The sequence below is a fragment of the Hymenobacter sp. J193 genome, from assembly GCF_024700075.1.
Taxonomy (GTDB): Bacteria; Bacteroidota; Bacteroidia; order Cytophagales; family Hymenobacteraceae; genus Hymenobacter.
In genome coordinates this window covers 3,764,936-3,785,719 of sequence record NZ_JAJONE010000001.1, presented here as the reverse complement: position 1 = coordinate 3,785,719, position 20,784 = coordinate 3,764,936, and the positions used below count along the sequence as shown (strand labels likewise).

Genomic DNA, 20,784 nt, shown 5'->3' with positions numbered 1-20,784 from the left:
TGTCTATCTATGACGCTTTCTGACATTCTGCGCGCTGTCTGCGCAGCGGCTTTCCTGTTGGCCTTACCGGGCTGCGGCTCCAATCAGCAACCCGGCGCCCAGGGCCCTACTGCTTCGGCCGATTCGCTTGTTGCTTCTCCTTCGCCAGCTTTGCCGCAGGCTCCAGCCCCGGCTGACCCGGCCGCTGAGCAGACGGTGCGCCGCTTTATCGGCTGGTATGCCGCTACTATGGAAAAGCTGCAGGGAGACTTCATTCTCAACGCTGATGGGCAGGATACCACAAAGTATTACGCGGTAAACTTTCCCGGCACCGAACAGTGGCTCACGGCCCTGAAAGCCAGCGGCTACTTCGCCGATTCCTACCTGCAGAACTGGCGCGCCTACTTCCGCCAGCAGAATGATTCGCTGCGGGCGCATCCGCAAAACGACGGGCCGCCCCCGGGCTTTGATTTCGACTTTCTCACCTACTCCCAGGAAGCCGATACCAAGCTGGCCGAGCTGCGGGCCGGCACCTTTGCCACTACTTTTCCCGACAAAAACCACGCGCTGGTAAAGGCGCGCGGCCCCTACCACAACCAGAACGACGAGAACTGGCAGGAAGCCCTGGACGTGCGCCTGGTGCGCGTGCCTGGCAACCGCTGGCTGATTGAGGCTATCAGCAATACCTCTTTCTGAGCCGACAGATCGGGTCACCTCGTGGCGTAGAAATCGTAGACTGCCCTCAAAAAAGATTTTTTGGTTTCTCGCGCCGTACCGTATACTTGCAGCCACAAGGCCGGCTCAACGCCCAACTCAGCACCTTTTATGCTTTCCACTTTCGCTCTTCTGTCTTCTGCTACTGCGCTGGTTTCGGCCAAGCAGGTGATGGTGTGCGGCAAGCGGAGCGGCGGCCTGATGGTCAAGAAATCGAAGAAATGTAACCCGACCCGACCGTCGCACTAGTTCGCCTTGCCCGAATCTGAACCTCCAAGCGCCGGTCCTCCCAAGGGTCGGCGCTTTTTTCTGGTCTTTTCTTTCGCAATCCATATCACCTCTCTGTTCCCATGAAAGTTCTCAAGTTTGGCGGCACGTCGGTAGGCACGGCCGAGCGCATGCGCACCGTAGCCGAGTTGATTCACGCCCCTGAAGAGCCGCGCATCGTGGTGCTGTCGGCCATGTCGGGCACCACCAACGCCCTGGTAACGATAGCGCGCCTGCTCTACGACGGCGAAATAGCGGCCGCCACGGCTCAGACCGAGATTTTGCGCCAGCACTACCTGATGACGGCCCGTGAGCTGCTGCCCCAGACGGAGGTGGCCACGGCCGCCATCGGCCAGCTGGACGCCTGCTTCCGGGCCATCTTCGACCTGATGCGCAACCCGCTCACGCCCGTGGGCGAGCGGCTGATTCTGGCCCAGGGTGAGCTGCTGAGCACCCAGCTTTTCCACCGCTACGTGACGGATGTGCTGGGCCGCCCGGCCGTGCTGCTGCCGGCCCTCGACTTCATGCGCCTTGATAAAGACGAGGAGCCCGATGGCGCCTATATCGAGCAGCACCTGCAGGAGCAGCTAGCCCGCCACGAAGGCCAGACGCTGTTCATCACCCAGGGCTACATCTGCCGCAATGCCCAGGGCCTCATCGACAACCTCAAGCGCGGGGGCTCCGACTACTCGGCCTCGCTGATTGGCGCCGCGGCCCGGGTGGAGGAAATTCAGATCTGGACCGACATCGACGGGCTGCACAACAACGACCCGCGCGTGGTAGAGGACACCTACCCCATCCGGGAGCTGTCGTTTGATGAGGCGGCCGAGCTGGCTTACTTCGGGGCGAAGATTCTGCACCCCAGCTCGGTGCTGCCGGCTCGCCAGTACGGCATTCCGGTGCGCCTGCTCAATACCATGCAGCCCGAAGCGCCCGGCACGCTTATCTCCGCCCGCACCGGCGACGAGGCCATCAAGGCCGTGGCAGCCAAGGACGGGCTGGTAGCCATTAAGGTGCGCAGCAGCCGCATGCTGCTGGCCCACGGCTTCCTGCGCCGCTTGTTCGAAGTATTTGAGCGGTACCGCACGCCCATCGACATGATTACGACCTCGGAAGTGGCCGTGTCGCTGACCATCGACGACGCCACCCACCTGCCCGAAATTCTGGCGGAGCTGCGCGGCTTCGGCACGGTGGAAGTAGACGAGCAGCAAACCATTATTTGTCTGGTAGGCAACCTGATTCAGGAAAACCACGGCTCGGCCCGGCAGGTATTCAACGCCCTGCAGAACATTCCGCTGCGCATGATCAGCTACGGCGGCTCGCCCAACAACATCAGCGTGCTCATCAACACCGCCGATAAAAACCTGGCCCTCCGCTCCCTCAACGAAGGCCTCTTCCGCCGCAAAGCCGAAGCGGCCTTTTAGTTGTTCGTTTTTGGTTGTTGGTTGCTCGTCATGCTGAGCGTAGCGAAGCATCTTGGTAGTGTGGTAAGTCCGGCCGAAGCGGTAGAGATGCTTCGACTTCGCTCAGCATGACGAGCAACCAAAAACCAAGAACGAAAAACCAACAACCAACAACTAAAAACTAACAACTAGCAACCCATACCCTGCATGTCGTTTCGAATTCCGGCGGATCTGCTGAACCGCCCCACGCCCTTTACTTCTACGATCTGGCGTTGCTGGACCGCACGCTCACGGCCTTGCAGCAGGCCGCCCGCCCCCGAGGCTTCCAGGTGCACTACGCCCTGAAAGCCAACGCCAACGCCCCCATCCTGGACCTTATTCGCCAGCACGGCCTGGGCGCTGACTGCGTGAGCGGCGGCGAAGTGCAGCGCGCTCTAGACGCTAGCTTCGCGCCCGACCACGTGGTATTTGCCGGCGTGGGCAAGAGCGACGTGGAAATCAACCTGGCGCTGGCGGCCAACATCTGGTGCTTTAACGCTGAGTCGGTGGAGGAGCTGACGGTGCTGAACGAGCTGGCCGGGGCCCAGAACCGCCGCACCCGCGTGGCCCTACGCGTGAACCCAAACGTGGACGCCTACACGCACCCGCACATTACCACCGGCCTCGACGCCAACAAGTTCGGCATCAGCCTGACCGATTTGGGCAGTGTGATTGAGCAGCTGGAGAACCTGCCGAACCTGGAGCTGGTGGGCCTGCACACGCATATTGGTTCCCAGATTACAAACCTCACGGTGTTTGAGAAGCTCAGCCAGAAGCTCAATGAGCTGCAAACCTGGCTAGAGGACCGGGGCCACTACCTGCCGCACCTGAACCTGGGCGGGGGCTTGGGCATCGACTACCACCAGCCCGACCAGCACCCGGTACCCGACTTCGAACAGTACTTCCGCACGTTTGAGTTGAACCTGCGGCGGCGCCCGAACCAGCAGGTGCACGTGGAGCTGGGCCGCTCCATCGTGGCCCAGTGTGGTTCCCTGGTAAGCCGGGTGCTGTACGTGAAGCACAGCCAGCAGCGCCGCTTCGCCATCCTCGACGCGGGCATGACGGAGCTGATTCGCCCGGCCCTCTACGGCTCCTACCACGCCATTCAGAACCTCAGCAGCCAGCTTCCGGCCCAGGACTACGACGTGGTGGGTCCCATCTGCGAGTCGTCGGACACCTTTGGGCGCCAGGTGCTGCTGCCCGAAACCCGCCGCGGCGACCTGCTGGCCATTCGCTCGGCCGGGGCCTACGGGGAGGTGATGTCGTCGGGCTACAACCTGCGCGAGAAGGCTGCGGCCGAGTATCGGTGAGCGTCGTTACCCGCGGGTTGTACGCTATTGCACTACCACTCTCACTGCTGCTTGTCCTTGGCGTAAGATGTAAACCCCAGGAGCTATGCCTTGTAAGGACAAAATGGTTAGTGGTTTAGGCTGGATGCTTCGAACAACTCTACCCGTTGCGTCATACAAATCCAAGGTAGTGTTGAGGTCTTTTACTTCTAAACGAAGTACTCCTTGAACCGGGTTTGGGTACACATGCAGTTGAGCACGTGTATCGAAAGTGGTTGTAGTAGCTAATGGCAACGTTCCAGGTTGAACTAAAAGTGGCTCCTCGGCATACCCCGGAACACCAAGTAACCCACCAAGATTATTAGTCCCTAATGCCCACAATGTTCCATTGTTTTGCACGAGCATCGATGAGTAAAGCCCACCATCTACCTGAGCCCAGGTGCTACTAGTGCTCAGCTGGATTGGACGGAAATAATAAGGGTATGGCTCCGATATACCTAGTCCACGGTCTCCCCAGTAACCCCATCCCCATAATGTCCCTTGCATATCTATTGCCAGCCCGTACTGCTCACCTGCTCCAATAGCTTGCCACTTCTGGTCCTTTGCTATAGCCACAGGCGCTGAACGATTTATCCGGGTACCATCACCTAGCTGCGTATCCTGATTGTAACCCCATGCCCACAGAGTACCATCCTCTCGCAGTCCTACACTGAAATCATGCCCCGCTGCTATACTCTTCCATTTTACTGATACGGGACCTACTTGCACTGGTGTGGCGCGTGTAATTCCGGTTCCGTCGCCAAGCTGTCCAAAGTAATTACTACCCCAAGACCATAGTGAACCATCATTTTTTATTGCTAGTGAGTGATAGTAGCCAGCACTTACAAGCTTCCATGTATTACTCGTTCCTACTCGTTTAGGAGCAAGAATATTCGTATTTGTTCCATCAGCATGTTGTCCCCAAGTCCACAGGGTACCGTCTGTTTTTATTCCTAGACTATGCTTTTGCCCTGCTGCTACATACTGCCAATTGAAGTCATTACCTACTTGGATAGGGCTGGACCGATTAGTTTGAGTATCGTCACCGAGTTGACCCTTGTCATTTGCTCCCCAAGCCCATAACGAACCATCAGTACGCACAGCCAGACAGTGGCTCTCACCTGTTGTCATCTGTTTCCAACTGGCCCCTTTAGCGACCTGTTGCATAGTAGAGAAGAATCTGGTAGTTCCTTGGCCCAACTGCCCTTGGAGGTTATCACCACTACTCCATAATGAACCGTCAGTACGCAACGCCAGCGTGTGTTCCCTCCCCGTAGCTACTGATTTCCAATTAGTCAGTTTGCCGACCTGATTAGGCGTAGTGGCGTGAGGCAAAATATCAGAGCTTCCAATGGCTCCTCCCAGGCCATTTCCCCAAGCCCATACGCTGCCATTTGCTTGGGTTGCCAGAACATGATTATCACCAGCAGAAACGGTCTTCCAAGTTGTTTGAGAACCAACTTGTGTAGGAATAAGGTGCTGGCTTATTATGTCCGTGGAATTTTCATTCCCAGGAATATAGAAGCGGTGGCTATTTGTCCCCCAGTGCCAAAGTGTGCCATCAAGACGAGTAGCAACCATGTATGTATCTCCCACGGAAACATATGCCCAGTTTGTAGCCTCCGTTATCTGCTTTGGATCTGGGCCAGGGTTGTATGTGCCGGTACCTAGCTCTCCATTTCCATTCTCTCCCCATGTCCATAACGTACCGTCTTCCTTGATAGCCGCCACACTTTTATTTCTGTGTGCAACAAATTTCCATGTATGCTCATTACCTACTTGTATCGGCTCATTAAACTGTGGCTCTGCTCTATTCCAGTTAAGCACTCCCCAAGCCCACATCGTACCATCTGCACGAATGGCTATGGTCGATGCAACACCTGCACTCACCATACGCCAGTTGGTTTCCTTGCCTATTTGGGTGGGAATAAAGCGGCTTACATTAGTACCATCCCCCAGTTTGCCTGACATATTATTACCCCAGGCCCACAATGTTCCATCCTTACGAATAGCAACAGCATACCCGTTGCCAGCACTAATACTAGCCCATGTTGTATTAGCACTAATTTTTGCCGGGCTTACATAAGAGCCGTAAGTACCATTTTGCGCTAATTGCCCCAGCTTGTTGCTGCCCCAGCCCCATAACGTTCCATCAGCGTGTATAGCCAACGCGAAGTCCTCATACGTTGCTACGCTTTTCCATTTGTCCGTAGTGGCAATGTGTTTCGGAGAGCTGCGAAGACTTTGAGCTGAACTTTCTCCTAGCACATAATCTCTGTTTGATCCCCAAGACCATAGAGTACCGTCAGGCAGGATTGAAAGAGAGTGCCCGGCCCCAGCCGCAACGGTTGTTGACGTATTTTGAGCTATGACAGGTAAGCCGAAGGAATATATATAGGCTAGTAAAAGCACTGTGAGTATCGATTGCTTCATGACAGAGACATAAGACTTTATTACAAAGATAATTTCATTCCTTATCATGAAGCATTTAATAGCTTCTCTTATTATATCCTTTCACCACCCGTCCACTTGCTGAGCTTCTGCTGCTGGCGGAAGTAGCGCAGGGTCCAGCGCCGTTCCGGGCACATCCAGCGCTACGCGGAGACCGTGACCTTAGCGTTTCAGGATCAGGTCATCTACTCGAAAAGCACGCTTTACCAGCGCATCGTCCTTACTAAAAATCAGCGCGAGCTGCGCCTGTTCCTCAACGGCAACCTGCAGTTCAGCTCCCAGGATGAGTACCGCTACCACGAGGCGCTGGTGCACCCAGCCATGCAGGCCCTGCCCCAGGCCCGGCGCGTACTGGTGCTGGGCGGCGGCGACGGGCTGGCCGTGCGCGAGCTGCTGAAGTACCCCCAGCTGCAGCAGATCCGTCTCGTCGACCTCGACCCCGGCATGACGCAGCTGTTTCGTCCGGCCCTCTACGGCTCCTACCACGCCATTCAGAACCTCACCAGCCAGCTTCCGGCCCAGGTCTACGACGTAGTGGGTCCCATCTGCGAGTCGTCGGACCCCTTTGGGCTCTAGATGCTGCTGCCCGAAACCCGCCGCGGCGACCTGCTGGCCATTCGCTCGGCCGGGGCCTACGGAGAGGTCATGTCGTCGGGCTACAACCTGCGCGAGAAGGCCGGGACCGAGTATCGGTAGCTTTATTGATGGGAGAAAAGCCGCGGACTCTTCGCCCGGCATCTTTTTCCCGGAAAGGAGAGTTAGTGCGTAAAACCGTTTTCTGGTGAGCATATATTAAGCACACAGACCTTACTTCCTTCGGCGGCATTATCCCAAATCCGGGCTAATGTGTAATATTGGGGGCTACGCTCGGGTTTATGCTCGCAGCGCCAACGGTTATCGTCGCTTTATTCTGATGCTCACTTATTCGCCGGGGCTGCACATGCTGGCCACATTTTCGGCCCCCGTTGGTCCGCTCACGGCGGCGGCGGCCTGTCGGTCTTTCTTCGACGGCGAAATAGCCCGGCTGGGCCTCACGAAGGTGGGCGAAGTGTACCACACCTTTCCCAATGGCTCCTTCACGGCGGTGGTAGGCCTCACCGAGTCGCACCTAAGCATTCATACCTGGCCGGAGCATGGCCTGGCCACGTTCGACGTGTTCCTGAGCAACTTTCAGCGCGACAACTCAGCTACCGTGCGGCAGCTGTACGCGGCCACGCTGCAGTTTTTCGAGGCCACAGAGCAAAGCAAAACCGAGGTAAGCCGATGAGCACCGCCGCTACCTCCGCCCAGGCCCAACTGTCATGCCCCAAGTGCCAGGCCCCGGTCCCGTACTTCGACGAGGCCAACAGCACGCACTTTGTGTGCCCGCAGTGCGAGTCCTACTTCGAGGCCACCGATGACAAGCCCGTCCGGGCCATCGGTAAGTTCAACGGGGCGCATGCCGCGCCGGTGCTGCCAGTAGGCGCTGTGGGCACGCTACGCGGGCAGCAGTACCGGGTAACGGGCTGGACGCAGCGGCGCGAATCCAAGACCATCTATCAGTGGCAGGAGTACATGCTGCGCCACGAAGAAACCGGCATTTACGCCCAGCTGGCCGTGTACGAAGGGCACTGGATGCTGGTAGGCCCCGCCGCCCAGAGCTACAAGGTGCAGATGCGCCAGATCGTGGAAACGCCGGAAACCACGTACAACATCTACAACAAGTATAAGGTGCAGATCCTGTTTGCCGCCGGCGAGTTCGACTGGGATATTCGGGAAGACGAGCAGCTGACGGTGACGGAATACATTGCGCCCCCGCACATGCTGGTGCAGGAGAAAAGGGGCAAAACCGAGCACTGGTACAAAGGCCTGCACCTGGAGCCCCGGGAAATTGCCGACGCCTTCGGTATCCCCAGCCACCAGCTGCCCTACCGCAATGGCGTGGGAGCCGTGCAGCCGCCCCCTGGCACCGCAGCCTGGCCGGTGCTGCGCAACTTCACCCTGGGCATGGCCTTGCTGATCGTGTTTACCCAGCTGGCCTTCCTCGTTATCAAGCCCGAAAAGCAAGTGCTGGCCCAGGAGTTCAGCAGCGGCCGCGACACCTCGTCGACAGCTGCCGTGGCTGAGGCGCTGGCGGCGGGCAGCAACCGGGTTATCGTTTCCAAGCCCTTTGAGGTGGAGGGGCCGGCGGCCCTGGAGTTTCGGGTAGGCTCCTCGCTAACCAACCAGTGGCTGGAAGTGCCCGTGACGCTGGTAAACGAGCAAACCGGCCGGCAGTACGAATTCACCAAGAACCTGGAATACTACTCCGGGGTGGAAGACGGGGAAAGCTGGAGCGAGGGCGACCCGGCCCAGGATGCTACCCTGGCCAAGATTCCGACCGGCCGCTACCACCTCAACCTCTACCCCGTCACCGAAAACGGCCAGGACCTGCCCCTGCGGCTGCAGGTAAGCCAGCATACGCCCCTGCACTCCAATGCGGTGCTGGCCTTGCTGGCGTTGTTGGCGTACCCGGTCCTGCTCTACGGGTGGCGCAGCTACCACGAGCAGCAGCGCTGGCAGAACAGTGACTACGGCCCCCAGTAAACCAACTAACGCGCCCCCCATGCCGTTTCTTCGCTCCCTGCTTTCCATCCGCTACTACGCCCTCGTGGCCTTGCTCGTGTACGGGGTGTTCGTGTGGGCCAACGCCACCAGCACCCGCCTGCTCGGCGACGACAACGAAGCTCCCGCCAATGCCCGCGGCAACGGCCTGCGCGGCGGCCGTACGCATTTTTATCATAAATAGGTGATGAGGTGACAGATAACACGTGACAGGTTTTGGCGGCAGACTCAGGCCGCAGGCCGCGTCTGTTCGCCGAAGACTGAAAGCCAGTCCCCTGACTGGCGGCCGCAACGCGGCCATCCAAAGCCGCGCCATCTGCCTGTCACTTGTCACGTGTCACCTGTTACCTCCCTTCCCCAGCACCGCTCACCTCATCACCTCCCGCATGGAATACCTCAACTTCAAGCTTATTGCCGCCTCGGTTATCTATTCCGTCATCGGCATCATCATTCTGTTTGCCAGCTTTTTCATCTTTGATAAGCTCACGCCGCGCACCCTCTGGCGCGAGATTGTGGAAGAGCACAACACGGCCCTGGCCATTGTGGCGGCGGCCTTTATCGTGGCTGTAGCCCTGATTATCAGCTCGGCCATTCATGGGTAACCCCGAGGCGGCAACGCCCGATTTGCCCGCGGCGCGGCCGGCCGGGCCGGCCGCGCGCGAAACGCAGTCGGTGCTGCTGCTGGGCTCGGTGTTCATCATTGCCACCTGCGGGCTTATCTACGAGCTGATTGCGGGCACGCTTGCCAGCTACCTGCTCGGCGACTCCGTCACGCAGTTTTCCACCATCATTGGGGCCTACCTGTTTTCGATGGGCGTGGGCTCGTGGTTTTCGCGCTACCTGGGCCAGCCCCTGCTCAAGTGGTTTATCCGGCTCGAAATTCTGGTGGGGCTGGTGGGCGGCTTTTCGGCCCCGCTCCTGTTTGTGCTGTTCGAGTACGTCACCTCCTTCCGGCTGATTCTCTACGCGCTGGTGGGCCTCACGGGCATTCTGGTAGGGCTGGAAATTCCGCTGCTGATGCGCATTCTAGAAAACCGGTTCGAGTTCAAGGACCTGGTTTCGCGGGTGTTCACCTTCGACTATATCGGGGCGCTGCTGGCCTCACTTATCTTTCCGCTGGTGCTGGTGCCGCAGCTGGGGCTGATGCGCACTTCCCTGCTGTTTGGGGCGCTGAACGTGGTGGTAGCCGCCGTGGCGCTGTACCGCTTCCAGGAAACCCGCCCCTACCGCCGCGCCTTTGCCGGGCTGATGGCGCTGTCCCTGCTGGCGTTGGGCGGCACGTTTGCCTACGCCGGCCGCATCCAGCGCTATACCGAAACCCTGGCGTTTCAGGATCAGGTCATCTACTCAAAAAGCACGCTTTACCAGCGCATCGTCATTACCAAAAATCAGCGCGAGCTACGCCTGTTCCTCAACGGCAACCTGCAGTTTAGCTCCCAGGATGAGTACCGCTACCACGAGGCGCTGGTGCACCCGGCCATGCAGGCCCTGCCCCAGGCCCGGCGCGTACTGGTGCTGGGCGGCGGCGACGGGCTGGCCGTGCGCGAGCTGCTGAAGTACCCCCAGTTGCAGCAGATCCGCCTCGTCGACCTCGACCCCGGCATGACGCAGCTGTTTCGCAGCAACGCCCTGCTCACCAGCCTCAACCAGCGGGCTTTCTTCTCGCCGAAGGTAGACGTCATCAACGGCGACGCCTACCAGTGGGTGCGCCAGGACACCACCCGCTACGACTGCCTGATTGTGGACTTCCCCGACCCCGGCAACTACTCCATCGGCAAGCTGTACTCGGCCGCCTTCTACCAGGAGCTGCACCGCCTGCTCCGGCCCGGCGGGCGCATTGTGGTGCAGAGCACCTCCCCCTACGTGGCGCGGCAGTCGTTCTGGTGCATTGTGCACACGCTGCGGGCCGCTGGGTTCCATACCATACCCTACCATTGCTACGTGCCCTCGTTTGGGGAGTGGGGCTACGTGATGGCCGGCCAGAATGCCCACTGGCGCCCCGATGCCGGCCCGCTGCCCCAGGGCCTGCGCTACGTCACACCCACCACCATCCGTCAGATGCTCGATTTCCCGCCCGATATGGCCGAAATACCCACCGAAATAAACCAGCTGAACAACCAGGCGCTGGTTCGCTATTTCGAGGAAGACTGGGGCCCGTATGCGCAGTAAGGAGCCAGCTGGCAACTCCCTTAGCCGCCGTGCCTTTCTGGCCCGGACTGGCGCCGGCGTGGCCGGGGCGCTGCTGGGGCCAGGCGTGCTCCTGGAAAGCTGCGGGCCGGCCGGCTCAGGGCTGGAGCACATCCGGGGCGGTTTGCGCGGGGCCAACCACCGGGTAGGCCACCTGGTGCGCCACCCCGAGCAACTGCCTCCGCCCTCTCGCGAATTGCAAACCGGCGTGCTGATCGTAGGCGGGGGCGTGGCCGGCCTTACTGCCCGGCGCGAGCTGGCCCGCCACGGCCGCTCCGACGTACTGCTGCTGGAGCTGGAAAACCACCCCGGCGGCAACGCGGCCAGCGGCCGGAATACCGTGTCGGCCTACCCCTGGGGCGCCCACTACCTGCCCATACCCGATGTGCGCAACCGGGAGTTGCTGGCCTTTCTGCACGAAAGTGGCGTCATCACCGGCTACGATAAGGTTTCCGGCCTGCCCATCTACAACGAATACCACCTGTGCCATGACCCCGAGGAGCGGCTGCTCATCAACGGGCACTGGCAGGCCGGGCTGGTACCCGAAACCGGTGTACCCGCCGCCGAACGAGCCCAGATAGCAAGCTTTTCCCGGCTGGTAGAAGAGCTGAAGCAGGCCCGTGGCACCGACGGGCGCGAGGCTTTCACCATTCCGCTCGACCAATCTTCCGGGGACGAGCAGTTCCGCCAGCTTGACCAGCTCAGCTTTGCGGAATACCTCTCACGGGAAAACTTTACCTCGCCCCACCTGCGCTGGTACCTCGACTACGGCTGCCGCGACGACTACGGCGCCACGCTGGAGCAGGTATCGGCTTGGGCGGGACTCCACTATTTTGCCGCCCGCAAAGGCCAGGCCCACAACGCCGGCAGCTCCGACGTGCTGACCTGGCCCGAGGGTAATGGCTTTCTGGCTGAGCAGCTGCGCCGGCAGGCTTCTTCCCCCATTCTTGCCGAAACGGTGGCCTGCCGGCTGCACGAAACCCCAGCGGGCGTGGAAGTACTGGCCTATGATGCCGCCCATAAGGAAACCATCCGCATTCAGGCCCGGCAGGTGGTACTGGCCGTGCCTCAGTTCGTGGCCCATCAGCTGCTGACCGAAGTAGCGGGTGTAGCTCAGCCAACCCAGCCCCTGCACCATGCCCCCTGGCTCATTGCCAACCTGACGGTTACGCAGCTGCCCCAGGGGCCCGGTCAGCCGCTGTGCTGGGACAATGTGGGCTATGGCGGGGCCTCGGTGGGCTACGTGAATGCCAGTCATCAAAGCCTGAGCTTGAGTGCCGACGAGCCTAAGGTGATGACGCTCTACTGGCCACTCTGCAACGAAGCGCCTGCCGCGGCCCGCCGCCAGGCCTACCAGAAAACGTACGCGGAGTGGCTGCCGCAGATTATGGCCGAAATGGAGCGGCTGCACCCCGGCCTGACGCCCTACGTGCAGCGCGTGGAGGCCTGGGTGTGGGGCCACGGCATGGTAGCGCCCACGCCCGGCTACCTCTGGGGCCCCGACCGCACCCAACTGGCCCGGCCGTTGCGCCAGCGCCTCTTCTTTGCCCATACCGACTACAGCGGTATGTCGATTTTCGAGGAGGCCTTCTATCAGGGCATCCGGGTAGCCCGGGAAGTTACGGGTCAGGAAAAGGCATAGAAAGAGGTATGTGTATCTTCTCTGGCTCTATACCGCCAGCAAAAAGCTACAGAAAACTACACAGCACGCTGCATTATTACGAAATATTCGTAGAATTACGATTAATTCGTAATTATTATGCTCACTGCCTCCGTAGACTGTTCTCGTATGAGCCCATTGCTGTACAGGGCGCTGCTCTTGCTGGGAATGCTGAGTTGGCTGACGCCCGTGGCCCTGGGCCAGGCCCGGCTGAGCGGCACCGTGCTCGACTCACTTACGCAACAGCCTTTACCATTCAGCACCGTGTTTCTGGCCAACACCACCCGCGGCGTCACCACCGACGAGGCTGGGCGCTTCGTGTTTGAGCAAGTGCCGGCGGGCAGCTACGAGGCCGTAGCATCGTATTTGGGCTATCGGCTGCAGCGGCAGAATATTACGGTGCGCACCGAGCCGCAGCAGCTAACATTCCGACTCGCGCCCAGCGCCAATGCCCTGCGGGAAGTGGTGGTGCGCCCCACGCCCAACAAGCCCGAGGACTATCAGGTCTTTGCCGATGCGCTGTTGGGCAGCACGTCGTTTTCCAAATTGTGCCGCATTCGCAACCCCAAGGCCGTGCAGGTGCGCTTCGATGCCGGGAAGAACGAGCTTACGGCCAGCTGCCCGGACTTTTTGGAAATTGAGAACCGGGCGCTAGGATACCGCATCCGCTACTACGGGCTGGAGTTCACGCTCAATTTTCAGGAAGATTGGGTATCGTTTTATGGTTCGCCGGTGTTTGAGCCGCTACGGGCACGCTCGGCCCGGCAGCAGCGTACCTGGGAAGGTAACCGCCGTAAGGCCTATACTGGCTCACTGCTTCATTTTCTGCGCTCGGCCTATACTGGCCAAGTAGCGGAAGCCGGCTTTCGGGTGCAGCGGCTGCGGCGCCTCCCCCACCCCGCCTGGCCCCGCGCCGACAGCCTGCTAAAGCTGCTGCGGAGTATGCCGGCAGAAGTGTGGAACCGCAATTCCGCCGTTTTTAGCGACTCCGCGCAGCGGCTGAGCAAGTTTCCCCGGCAAGTAGAATACCTGTTTGCCGAGCCCCTGCCGGCCACTGCGTACCGGCAGAAACTTCCCGATGGTGTTGCGCTGCGCTTTGCCGATCTGCTGCAGGTCACGTATGCCGCCGAGCCAGCCGACCCTGCCTACGTAGCCTACACGGCCCGCCAGCGGCGCCCCGGCCAACCGCTACCGGCCGGACTCAGCGTCCAATCCTCGGTGCTGCACCTACAAAGCCCGACGGTAGAGCTGCAACCCAACGGCGCGCCCACCGATCCACTGGCGTTATTGACGGAAGACTATTGGGGATTTGAGAAGATGGGCGAGTTTCTGCCGCTGGATTACCAGCCGTAACCCGGCCCCGTATTCCAGGCAAAGGGCGTATTTTCGGCGGCTATTCTCCTCTGCTATGTCGCCTGCTGTCGTTTCTGCCGCCGTGGCTGCCCCGCGCCAGCCCTGGATCCGCTCGGCCCGCTTTGATGGGCTCTGGATTCTGGGGCCACCATTCTTGGCGCTACTGTTGGTGGCGCTGCTGCCGCCCGCATTCCGCACCACAGGCCGGATGCCCACGCTGGCCTGGCTGGTGCTGGTCGTGTTCATTGACGTGGCGCACGTGTACAGCACCTTGTTCCGCACCTACCTCGACCCCGTGCGCCGCCACCGCTACCGCACCCTGCTGTGGGTGGTGCCGCTGGCCTGCTACCTGGCAGGTGCAGCGCTGTACTGGCACAGTGCGGGCTGGTTTTGGCGCGCCTTGGCCTATGGGGCAGTATTTCACTTCATCCGGCAGCAGTATGGTTTTCTACGCCTCTACAGCCGCCAGGAAACCGCGCCAGGCTGGCATCGGCAACTGGACGTGGTGCTGATATATGCCGCCACGCTCTACCCGCTACTGTACTGGCATTTGTCGGCCCCGCGCAATTTTGTGTGGTTTGTGACTGGTGACTTTCTGCACTACGACTGGCCGATGGGCCGGCTGGTGCTAAGCTGCCTGTTCGGGCTCCTGCTTGTGGCGTATCTGGGCAAGGAAATACACGCCTGGCAGCGCGGCCAGCCCTACAACGTGCCGCGTAATCTGCTACTGTTGGGCACAGCAGCCTCCTGGTACGTGGGTATTGTACTGCTGAACGGCGACCTGGCCTTCACCCTGCTCAACGTCGTGGCCCACGGCATTCCGTACCTGGCGCTGATTTGGGTTACCAGTCAACCCGCCGGAACGGGGCGGAAGCGGGCGCAGCACTGGTGGCAGGGCCGCACCGGCGTGGCACTTTTCCTGGGGTTGCTTTTGGGGTTGGCTTATGTGGAAGAAGGCATCTGGGACGGGCTGGTGTGGCGGGAGCATGCGCCGGTGTTCGGCTGGTTTCAGCAGCTGCCTGCCGTATCCGATTCGCTTTATTTAGCCCTGCTGGTGCCGTTGCTGGCCCTGCCCCAGGCCACCCACTACGTGCTGGACGGCTTTATCTGGCGGCGCAACAGTTGATAAAGCGTCCTAGTGGCTTACAGTGCCAGCTCCACCGCTACGGCCGTGGAGCCGCCCGCGTCATCATCCGTCACCAGCAGCAGATCAAACGTGTTGCCTTTCAGGCGGCGGCGCACGGCTACGCTCTCCACCTTGCCCCGGTAAGGCCGGCCGCCGGGCAGCGCCAGCTGCGCCAGCCGCACGGGCAAAGGCTGCGCACTAACCTGGCTTAGGTCGAGTACCCCCCACGAACGAGCCCAGCACGGCCCCGTCCAGCACGGCATCCTGGGTGTCTTCCACGGAGGCCGTAACAAAGAGCTTCTCCGCAAACCACGTAGCGCCCGAAAAGCCGGCCGGCTTCCCGTCGATTGTGGGCAGCTGATAGAACTGCCGACGCACCGCGGGCAGCTGGGCCGAGTGGTGGTGCAGATATTCCAGCGTGTCAACCAGAGGCAGCCGGAAGACCAGGTTGCCAGCCTCCGAGCCCACGGTGCGCTGAAACAGTACCAGCTCGGTGGCCGTGGCCGCCACGGCTTCCATATTCAGGACGGTGCCTGCGGGCAGCAGGGGACGCAGCGCGGCGTAGAGGCCACTTAAGCTGAGTGGATACACACTGGCCGCCGCGCCCGTGGTGCCGGGCAATGGCACCCAGAAGCCCTGCTCCCGCGCAGCCGTGGCGCCCGAGCCCAGCACCAGCAGCCCGCTTTCGCCGGCCGGGGTGGTGAGGGCGGTAAGGCACTCCAGGTCCAGCTTTATGTTTTTGGGAATACGGCCGGTGCTGAAATGGGCCGTTTCAAACAAGGTCAGCCGCTCCCCTGCCGCCAGGGAGGCCGCATCCAGCCGGTACAGAAAAGGCGCATCATCGCCAATGACGTAGGCTACGTCGCCGATAACCTCAATACCGGAAGCAGAGGGCAGATTGGGCAACGAAATTTCCTGAACAATGGTGGCACGCATCGGGCGCAGGTAAAGAGGTTAACAGAGGGTTGGCCCGGGTCATTACTTTACACGGGCCATGCAAAGCAATGACATTAGGAATGTCATTGCTTTGCATTTAGAATGTCATTGCCTTTCATTTCAAATGTCATTGCTTTACACGCATCATGCAAAGCAATGACATTCGAAAGATAAGTGGCGTAGCATGGCTTGAGTGCACGCTCAGCGCAACCTGACAAGCCGGCGTTGGCTTTACTTCACAATGGTGAACTCGACGCGGCGGTTGAGGCGGCGGGTTTCTTCGCGGTCGTTGCTGGCGCGGGGCTTGGAGCCGCCATAGCCGATGGTGCTGATCCGGGTTTCGGCCACGCCCCGGCGCACGAGGTAGCGCTTCACCTCCGTCACCCGCTCCTCCGACAGCTTCACGTTCAGCCTGGCATCCCCCACATTATCGGTGTGGCCCTCGAGCCGGATATTCACCGTGGGGTTGTCGATGAGTGTGGAAGCCAGGCGGTTCAGCTCTGTGTAAGAAGCCGGCAGCATGGTAAACTTTCCCTGCGCAAAGATGAGCGTGGGCAGCTCCAGGCGCGAGCCTACGCTGGCGGGCACCACCAGCAGGTCGCGGGTTTGGTTGGTGGTAAGGTTGAGCGTATCGGTAGCCGTGAGAAAACCGCCGGCCGTGGCCGCCACGCGGTAGCGCCCGGGGGGTACCAGCAGCTGGTAGGTACCACCACTGGCCTCGCTGCGGGCCTGCACCACCACTATGGTTGTACCATCCAGGCGCTCCAGCTTGATGGAAGCCGCCACCGGTTTGCGGGTTTTGGCGTCCAGCACCCGCCCCGAAAGGCTGGCCCGGAACAAAGCCGGCCCCGCTACCGGCTTGGCCGTCGTGTCGGGAGCGGGTGGGACAACGGCCCCTACTTCCGCGCGCACAATATCGGCGGGACCATTGGCCGTGCGGGCCTGGGCAAAATACGCCTGCTTGCCGTCGGCCGTCAGCTGGAAGTAGGCATCGAAGCCGGGGCCGTTGATGCCGGGCCCCAGGTTCTGGGGGGCGCTCCAGCTGGTCCAGGAGTCGTCGAGGCGGTGGCTGACGAAGATATCCGCGCTGCCGTAGCCAGCGTGGCCGTAGGAGGCGAAGTACAGCGTGCGACCGTCGGGCGTAAGCCAGGGCGCAAACTCAAACCCGGGCGAGTTGATGCCGTTGCCCAGATTGCGCGGCTCGCCCCACGTGCCGTCGCGGCCGGGCAGGCTCACGTACAGGTCGTTGGCTCCGTAGGCATCGGGGCGCTCCAGGGAAAGCAGCAGCACTTTCTCGTCGGCCGGCGCGAAGAACGTGGTGGAGGTGCCGTTGGAATAGTAGTTGGTGATATCCAGGGGCTCAGGCTTGAGGGCCTGCTTGCCCGTGAGGTCGGCGCGGGAAAGGCCATCATCCCGGAACGAGCCGTCGCGCTCGTAGTGGCCGCGTATCAGCAGGGCTTTCCCGTTTTCCACCACAGCCATTACACCGTTGTTTTGCGGGGTATTCAGAGCATCGAGACGCTGGCCCAGGCCCCAGGTGCGGCCCCCGTCGCTGGAGCGGCTCACCCAGATATCCGCCGACTCGGTGTTGCCTTCGGTGTTGCCGGCAAAGCGGTTGCGGGCAAAATACAGCGTGCTGCCATCGGGGCTAAGCACGGGCTGCAGCTCATTGCCCACGCTGTTTACGCCCGGGCCCAAGCTAGTTGGTGGTCCCCACGCGGGCTGGTCGGTGGCTACGTTCAGCTTCAGCGGAAAAAGCCACCACTGCTGGCTGGCGCGCCCCAGGGCCCGTTGTCCCACTACTGGCGTGGCGTTGGCCTTATCGGCGGATGCCAGGGCCAGGCTGAAGTCGTTGCCCCGGGAGGCCAGCTGAAAGGAACCGGCCGGCCCGGCTGGCACAATGCGCCACTGCTGGTAGAAGCTGCCCGACCAGGCCTGCTGCGTAACGGCGGCATTGTCGGCGGGGCCATCCAGCGTCAGGGCTTTGCCGCTGTGGCGCACTTCGATGCGGTAGTAGGTGCTGTTGGGCGTGACGGGTGTGAAGCGCCACTGCTGGCTTTGGGCCTGGGTGAATTCCCACTGCACGGCCCGGGCGCCGTTTTCGGGCGAGGCATTGCTGACGTCCAGTGCCCGGCCGCTGCTACGCGATACGACGCCGTACCACACGTTGCTGGCGGGAGCCGGGCCCGCCGTTTGGGCCCAGGCACTGGCTATGCTTACCAGCCCCACCAGCAGGCCGCTTATCAATCGAATCATTCGTAGCCAAAACATGATAACCGGCCCCAAGTTAGCCGATTTCCGTGCGGCGGCGCCTACCTGCCTACTGATACAGGTGTCCCCGGGCCTTGCACGAAGCCTGAAGGCGCTTTCAGCAGACCGCGAGTACAAATGAGATTCGGCGGCGCTTAGCCCTTACCGGCCCTTGTTTTCGCTGATGAATTTAAAGCGTATAAACCGTTCGTTTTCATAAATAGGGGCAAAATGTCCGCCGGCCATAGCACCTGTTTGGCTTGGGGCAGCTTCTGCCAATTGCCCATTTGCGTGGTCATTTCCGGTGGCTTTCGTCATCGGCAGTGCCGGATGAGCCCCCGGCGTGAGGTCCGGCACGTGGCAAATGAAGGAAAGCAGCCTGGAAGCCATAGCAGTACATTTTATAGGCAGGAAATCCAAAGGTGCTATCCGTAAGTAGCACCAGTGTTTATGAACAATGCGAATATAAATTAATAATATTTTAATCAAAAAAAACCATATATAGACTGGTTTATATTACCAGCAAATTCCGGGTGGCCCAGGCCTTATATTTGCTCAGGGCTGCTACCGGCGCAAACAGCTGCTATGCCACGCCGCTTGCTGGCCTGTTTCCCGGCAGCGCGGCCGCATCGGCAGCCAGGGCATTTGCGGGCACCGGTACTACCAGGGTTACTATAGTGCCCCGGTTAGGAGACGCATCAAAGTCGGCCTGACCGCCCAGGTACGCCAGCCTACTTTGCATATTATGCAAGCCCAGACCCTCGGCACTTTTCCTGCCTTCCGTGTCGTAGCCCACGCCGTTGTCTTCTATCATCACCGTCAGGTCCTGCTCCGTCTGAACAAGCTGCACGTGGATTTCGGTGGCCTGGGCGTGTTTCAGGATGTTCTGCACGGCTTCCTGAATAGCCCGGAACAGGACAGCTTCCACCAGCACGTCCAGGCGGCTGTGCTCTACGCCAAACACCTGCATTCTTACCTGCAGGCGGCTATCGATTCTGGCAATATTGACCAGCAGGTTCTTGACCGCCGGCACCAAGCCGGCCTTCAGTAGATTTGCCGGCAACAGGTTATGCGAGATACTGCGCACTTCCTTCACCGACTCATCCAGGCCGTGCAGGGCATTGGTCAGCAGTTCCTGATGGGCCGGATTGGTGAGGGCCAGCCGGTGTTCCAGCGCCAGCAGGTTCATGCGGGTGGCACTCAGCAGCTGGCCCACGCCATCGTGCAGCTCAGCGCCCACGCGCTGCCGCTCCTTTTCCTCGCCTTCCAGCACCGCCACGGCCCGCTGCCGCACGAGGCGCTGCCGCTCCTGGGCAAACTCTACTTCCCGCCGCAGGTGCCGCCGCCCGATGAGCAGATAGCCAATGCCCGCTACCAGCACTACGCCCCCCAGAGCGGCCTGCAACAGCCGCTGCCGCTGCTCCACGGCGGCGCGCTGGTGCTGTTCGGCCAGCTCCAGGTGCCGCAGCTGCTCACTGAAATTGAGGGCCTGTACCTGCATGAGCTTGGCTTGGCTGAACAGCGTGTCGCGGGTGGCATTGGCCGCCACCAGAAACTGATAGGCCTGCGCCGTGTTGTCCTGGTGCGCGTAGATGTCGGCCAGATAAGCGCTGGCTTCCATAACGCCCTTGGTGTAGCGCCCTTGCTTGCTGGCCTGCAGGGCCTGCCGGGCGTAGCGCACGGCGTCGGTGGCTTGCCCGCGGGCCCGGGCCAGGCGGGCCAACCCCAGATACGAGCGGCACAAGGCGTAGGAAACCGGCATACCCTGGGCCCGCGCAATGGACTGCTGGTAATACGCCGCCGCCGCCGCCGGATTTTGCCGGGCTTCTATGTCGCCCAGGATGGACAGGTCGCCGATTTCGCTGTGTTGGTCGCGCAGCCGCTTGTCCAGCTCGTAGCCCCACTGGGTGTAGTAGCGGGCGGAGTCGAGCTGGCCTGTTTGCAGATAGGCGTACCCGATGTTGCCGGGAATAGGCGCCAGCAGCACGGAGTCGGGAATTTGCTGCGCCAGGTTGGTAGCCCGGAAAAAGTACCGCAGCGCCAGCACGTAGTTGCCCTGCTCCAGATGCGCATAGCCCAGGCCGTTGTCGGCGTGCACGAGGCCGCCGCGGTAGTGAATAGTTTCGGCCAGCTTGCGCGCCTGCAGGTGGCTTTGTACGGCCGTAGGGTAGTTGCCGCTGCGCAGAAAGGCCCAGCCCAGCATCAGCAGGGCCCGGCACTCGCCCGGCCGGAATTGCAACCGGCGAGCCAGCGCCAGGCTTTTTTGACCATACTCAATGGCAGCCAGCGGGTTATCATCGGTACGGTCCCAGGCCAGCTGTATCAGCAGCTGCACCCGGCTGGTATCGGGCCCGGACCGGGCCAGGAGCCGCTGCAGGCTGTCAGCCCGGGCACTGGGCTGCTGGGCCTCAACCCGTTGCGTTGCCAGCAGCACCAGGAATACAAATAATAGGGGCAGTTTCTTCAACGGGGATAAGGTAAATTCCGGTCAAGATACTATTCCCCCTG

The 20,784-nt window shown here is 60.8% G+C and carries 19 protein-coding genes; 13 read left to right on the top strand and 6 right to left on the bottom strand.

Annotated elements, in window-relative coordinates; genetic code table 11:
- The first annotated feature begins 9 nt into the window (after positions 1–9).
- From LRS06_RS16600 to lysA, 4 genes are all read left to right on the top strand, one after another.
- Entirely contained in the window at positions 10–675 is a 666-nt protein-coding gene (locus LRS06_RS16600; RefSeq protein ID WP_257872505.1) for a hypothetical protein, read from the top strand.
- A 129-nt stretch (positions 676–804) separates the two neighbouring features.
- Positions 805–942 (top strand): hypothetical protein, encoded by a 138-nt coding sequence (locus tag LRS06_RS16595; protein WP_257872504.1) that lies wholly within the window; start codon positions 805–807, stop codon positions 940–942.
- 101 nt (positions 943–1,043) lie between these two features.
- Entirely contained in the window at positions 1,044–2,384 is a 1,341-nt protein-coding gene (locus LRS06_RS16590; protein ID WP_257872503.1) for an aspartate kinase, read from the top strand.
- Positions 2,385–2,635: 251 nt separating this feature from the next.
- Positions 2,636–3,712 carry a diaminopimelate decarboxylase gene (gene lysA / locus LRS06_RS16585; protein WP_257872502.1) on the top strand — a complete coding sequence of 359 codons (1,077 nt, stop codon included), beginning with the start codon at positions 2,636–2,638 and terminating at the stop codon, positions 3,710–3,712.
- Between the two features lie 24 nt (positions 3,713–3,736).
- Here the strand turns inward: lysA and LRS06_RS16580 are convergent, their stop codons facing one another.
- Positions 3,737–6,163, bottom strand: a complete 2,427-nt coding sequence (locus tag LRS06_RS16580) for a T9SS type A sorting domain-containing protein (protein WP_257872501.1) — start codon at positions 6,161–6,163, stop codon at positions 3,737–3,739.
- A gap of 174 nt (positions 6,164–6,337) precedes the next feature.
- On the opposite strand from LRS06_RS16580, the gene LRS06_RS16575 reads away from it, so the two are divergent.
- The 9 genes from LRS06_RS16575 to LRS06_RS16535 all read left to right on the top strand — a co-directional run bounded on the left by LRS06_RS16575 (position 6,338) and on the right by LRS06_RS16535 (position 15,090).
- Positions 6,338–6,757, top strand: a complete 420-nt coding sequence (locus LRS06_RS16575; protein WP_257872500.1) for a hypothetical protein — start codon at positions 6,338–6,340, stop codon at positions 6,755–6,757.
- 337 nt (positions 6,758–7,094) lie between these two features.
- The gene (locus tag LRS06_RS16570; RefSeq protein ID WP_257872499.1) at positions 7,095–7,448 is read left to right on the top strand and encodes an S-adenosylmethionine decarboxylase family protein; all 354 of its coding nucleotides are present in this window, start codon (positions 7,095–7,097) and stop codon (positions 7,446–7,448) included.
- Positions 7,445–8,746, top strand: coding sequence for a DUF4178 domain-containing protein (locus tag LRS06_RS16565; RefSeq protein ID WP_257872498.1), 1,302 nt, complete (start codon positions 7,445–7,447; stop codon positions 8,744–8,746). The genes LRS06_RS16570 and LRS06_RS16565 overlap by 4 nt, the downstream gene beginning before the upstream one ends.
- 19 nt (positions 8,747–8,765) lie before the next feature.
- Complete coding sequence (locus tag LRS06_RS16560; protein WP_257872497.1) at positions 8,766–8,948, top strand: hypothetical protein; 183 nt, start codon at positions 8,766–8,768, stop codon at positions 8,946–8,948.
- 202 nt (positions 8,949–9,150) lie between these two features.
- Entirely contained in the window at positions 9,151–9,366 is a 216-nt protein-coding gene (locus tag LRS06_RS16555; protein WP_257872496.1) for a DUF350 domain-containing protein, read from the top strand.
- Positions 9,359–10,933, top strand: coding sequence for a polyamine aminopropyltransferase (locus LRS06_RS16550; protein WP_257872495.1), 1,575 nt, complete (start codon positions 9,359–9,361; stop codon positions 10,931–10,933). The genes LRS06_RS16555 and LRS06_RS16550 overlap by 8 nt, the downstream gene beginning before the upstream one ends.
- A complete protein-coding gene (locus LRS06_RS16545; RefSeq protein WP_257872494.1) occupies positions 10,923–12,593 on the top strand; it encodes an FAD-dependent oxidoreductase in 1,671 nt (556 codons plus the stop codon). Before LRS06_RS16550 ends, LRS06_RS16545 begins: the two co-directional genes overlap by 11 nt.
- A 147-nt stretch (positions 12,594–12,740) precedes the next feature.
- Positions 12,741–13,964, top strand: a complete 1,224-nt coding sequence (locus LRS06_RS16540) for a carboxypeptidase-like regulatory domain-containing protein (RefSeq protein WP_257872493.1) — start codon at positions 12,741–12,743, stop codon at positions 13,962–13,964.
- Positions 13,965–14,019: 55 nt separating this feature from the next.
- On the top strand, positions 14,020–15,090 hold the full coding sequence (locus LRS06_RS16535) for a hypothetical protein (protein ID WP_257872492.1): 1,071 nt from the start codon (positions 14,020–14,022) through the stop codon (positions 15,088–15,090).
- A 17-nt stretch (positions 15,091–15,107) separates the two neighbouring features.
- Here the strand turns inward: LRS06_RS16535 and LRS06_RS16530 are convergent, their stop codons facing one another.
- From LRS06_RS16530 to LRS06_RS16510, 5 genes are all read right to left on the bottom strand, one after another.
- The gene (locus LRS06_RS16530) at positions 15,108–15,278 is read right to left on the bottom strand and encodes a hypothetical protein (RefSeq protein WP_257872491.1); all 171 of its coding nucleotides are present in this window, start codon (positions 15,276–15,278) and stop codon (positions 15,108–15,110) included.
- A 10-nt stretch (positions 15,279–15,288) separates the two neighbouring features.
- A complete protein-coding gene (locus tag LRS06_RS16525; RefSeq protein WP_257872490.1) occupies positions 15,289–16,026 on the bottom strand; it encodes a hypothetical protein in 738 nt (245 codons plus the stop codon).
- Between the two features lie 231 nt (positions 16,027–16,257).
- A complete protein-coding gene (locus LRS06_RS16520) occupies positions 16,258–18,282 on the bottom strand; it encodes an RICIN domain-containing protein (protein WP_257872489.1) in 2,025 nt (674 codons plus the stop codon).
- Between the two features lie 156 nt (positions 18,283–18,438).
- Positions 18,439–18,696, bottom strand: a complete 258-nt coding sequence (locus LRS06_RS16515) for a hypothetical protein (RefSeq protein ID WP_257872488.1) — start codon at positions 18,694–18,696, stop codon at positions 18,439–18,441.
- Between the two features lie 163 nt (positions 18,697–18,859).
- On the bottom strand, positions 18,860–20,743 hold the full coding sequence (locus LRS06_RS16510; protein ID WP_257872487.1) for a tetratricopeptide repeat protein: 1,884 nt from the start codon (positions 20,741–20,743) through the stop codon (positions 18,860–18,862).
- Positions 20,744–20,784: the final 41 nt, after the last annotated feature.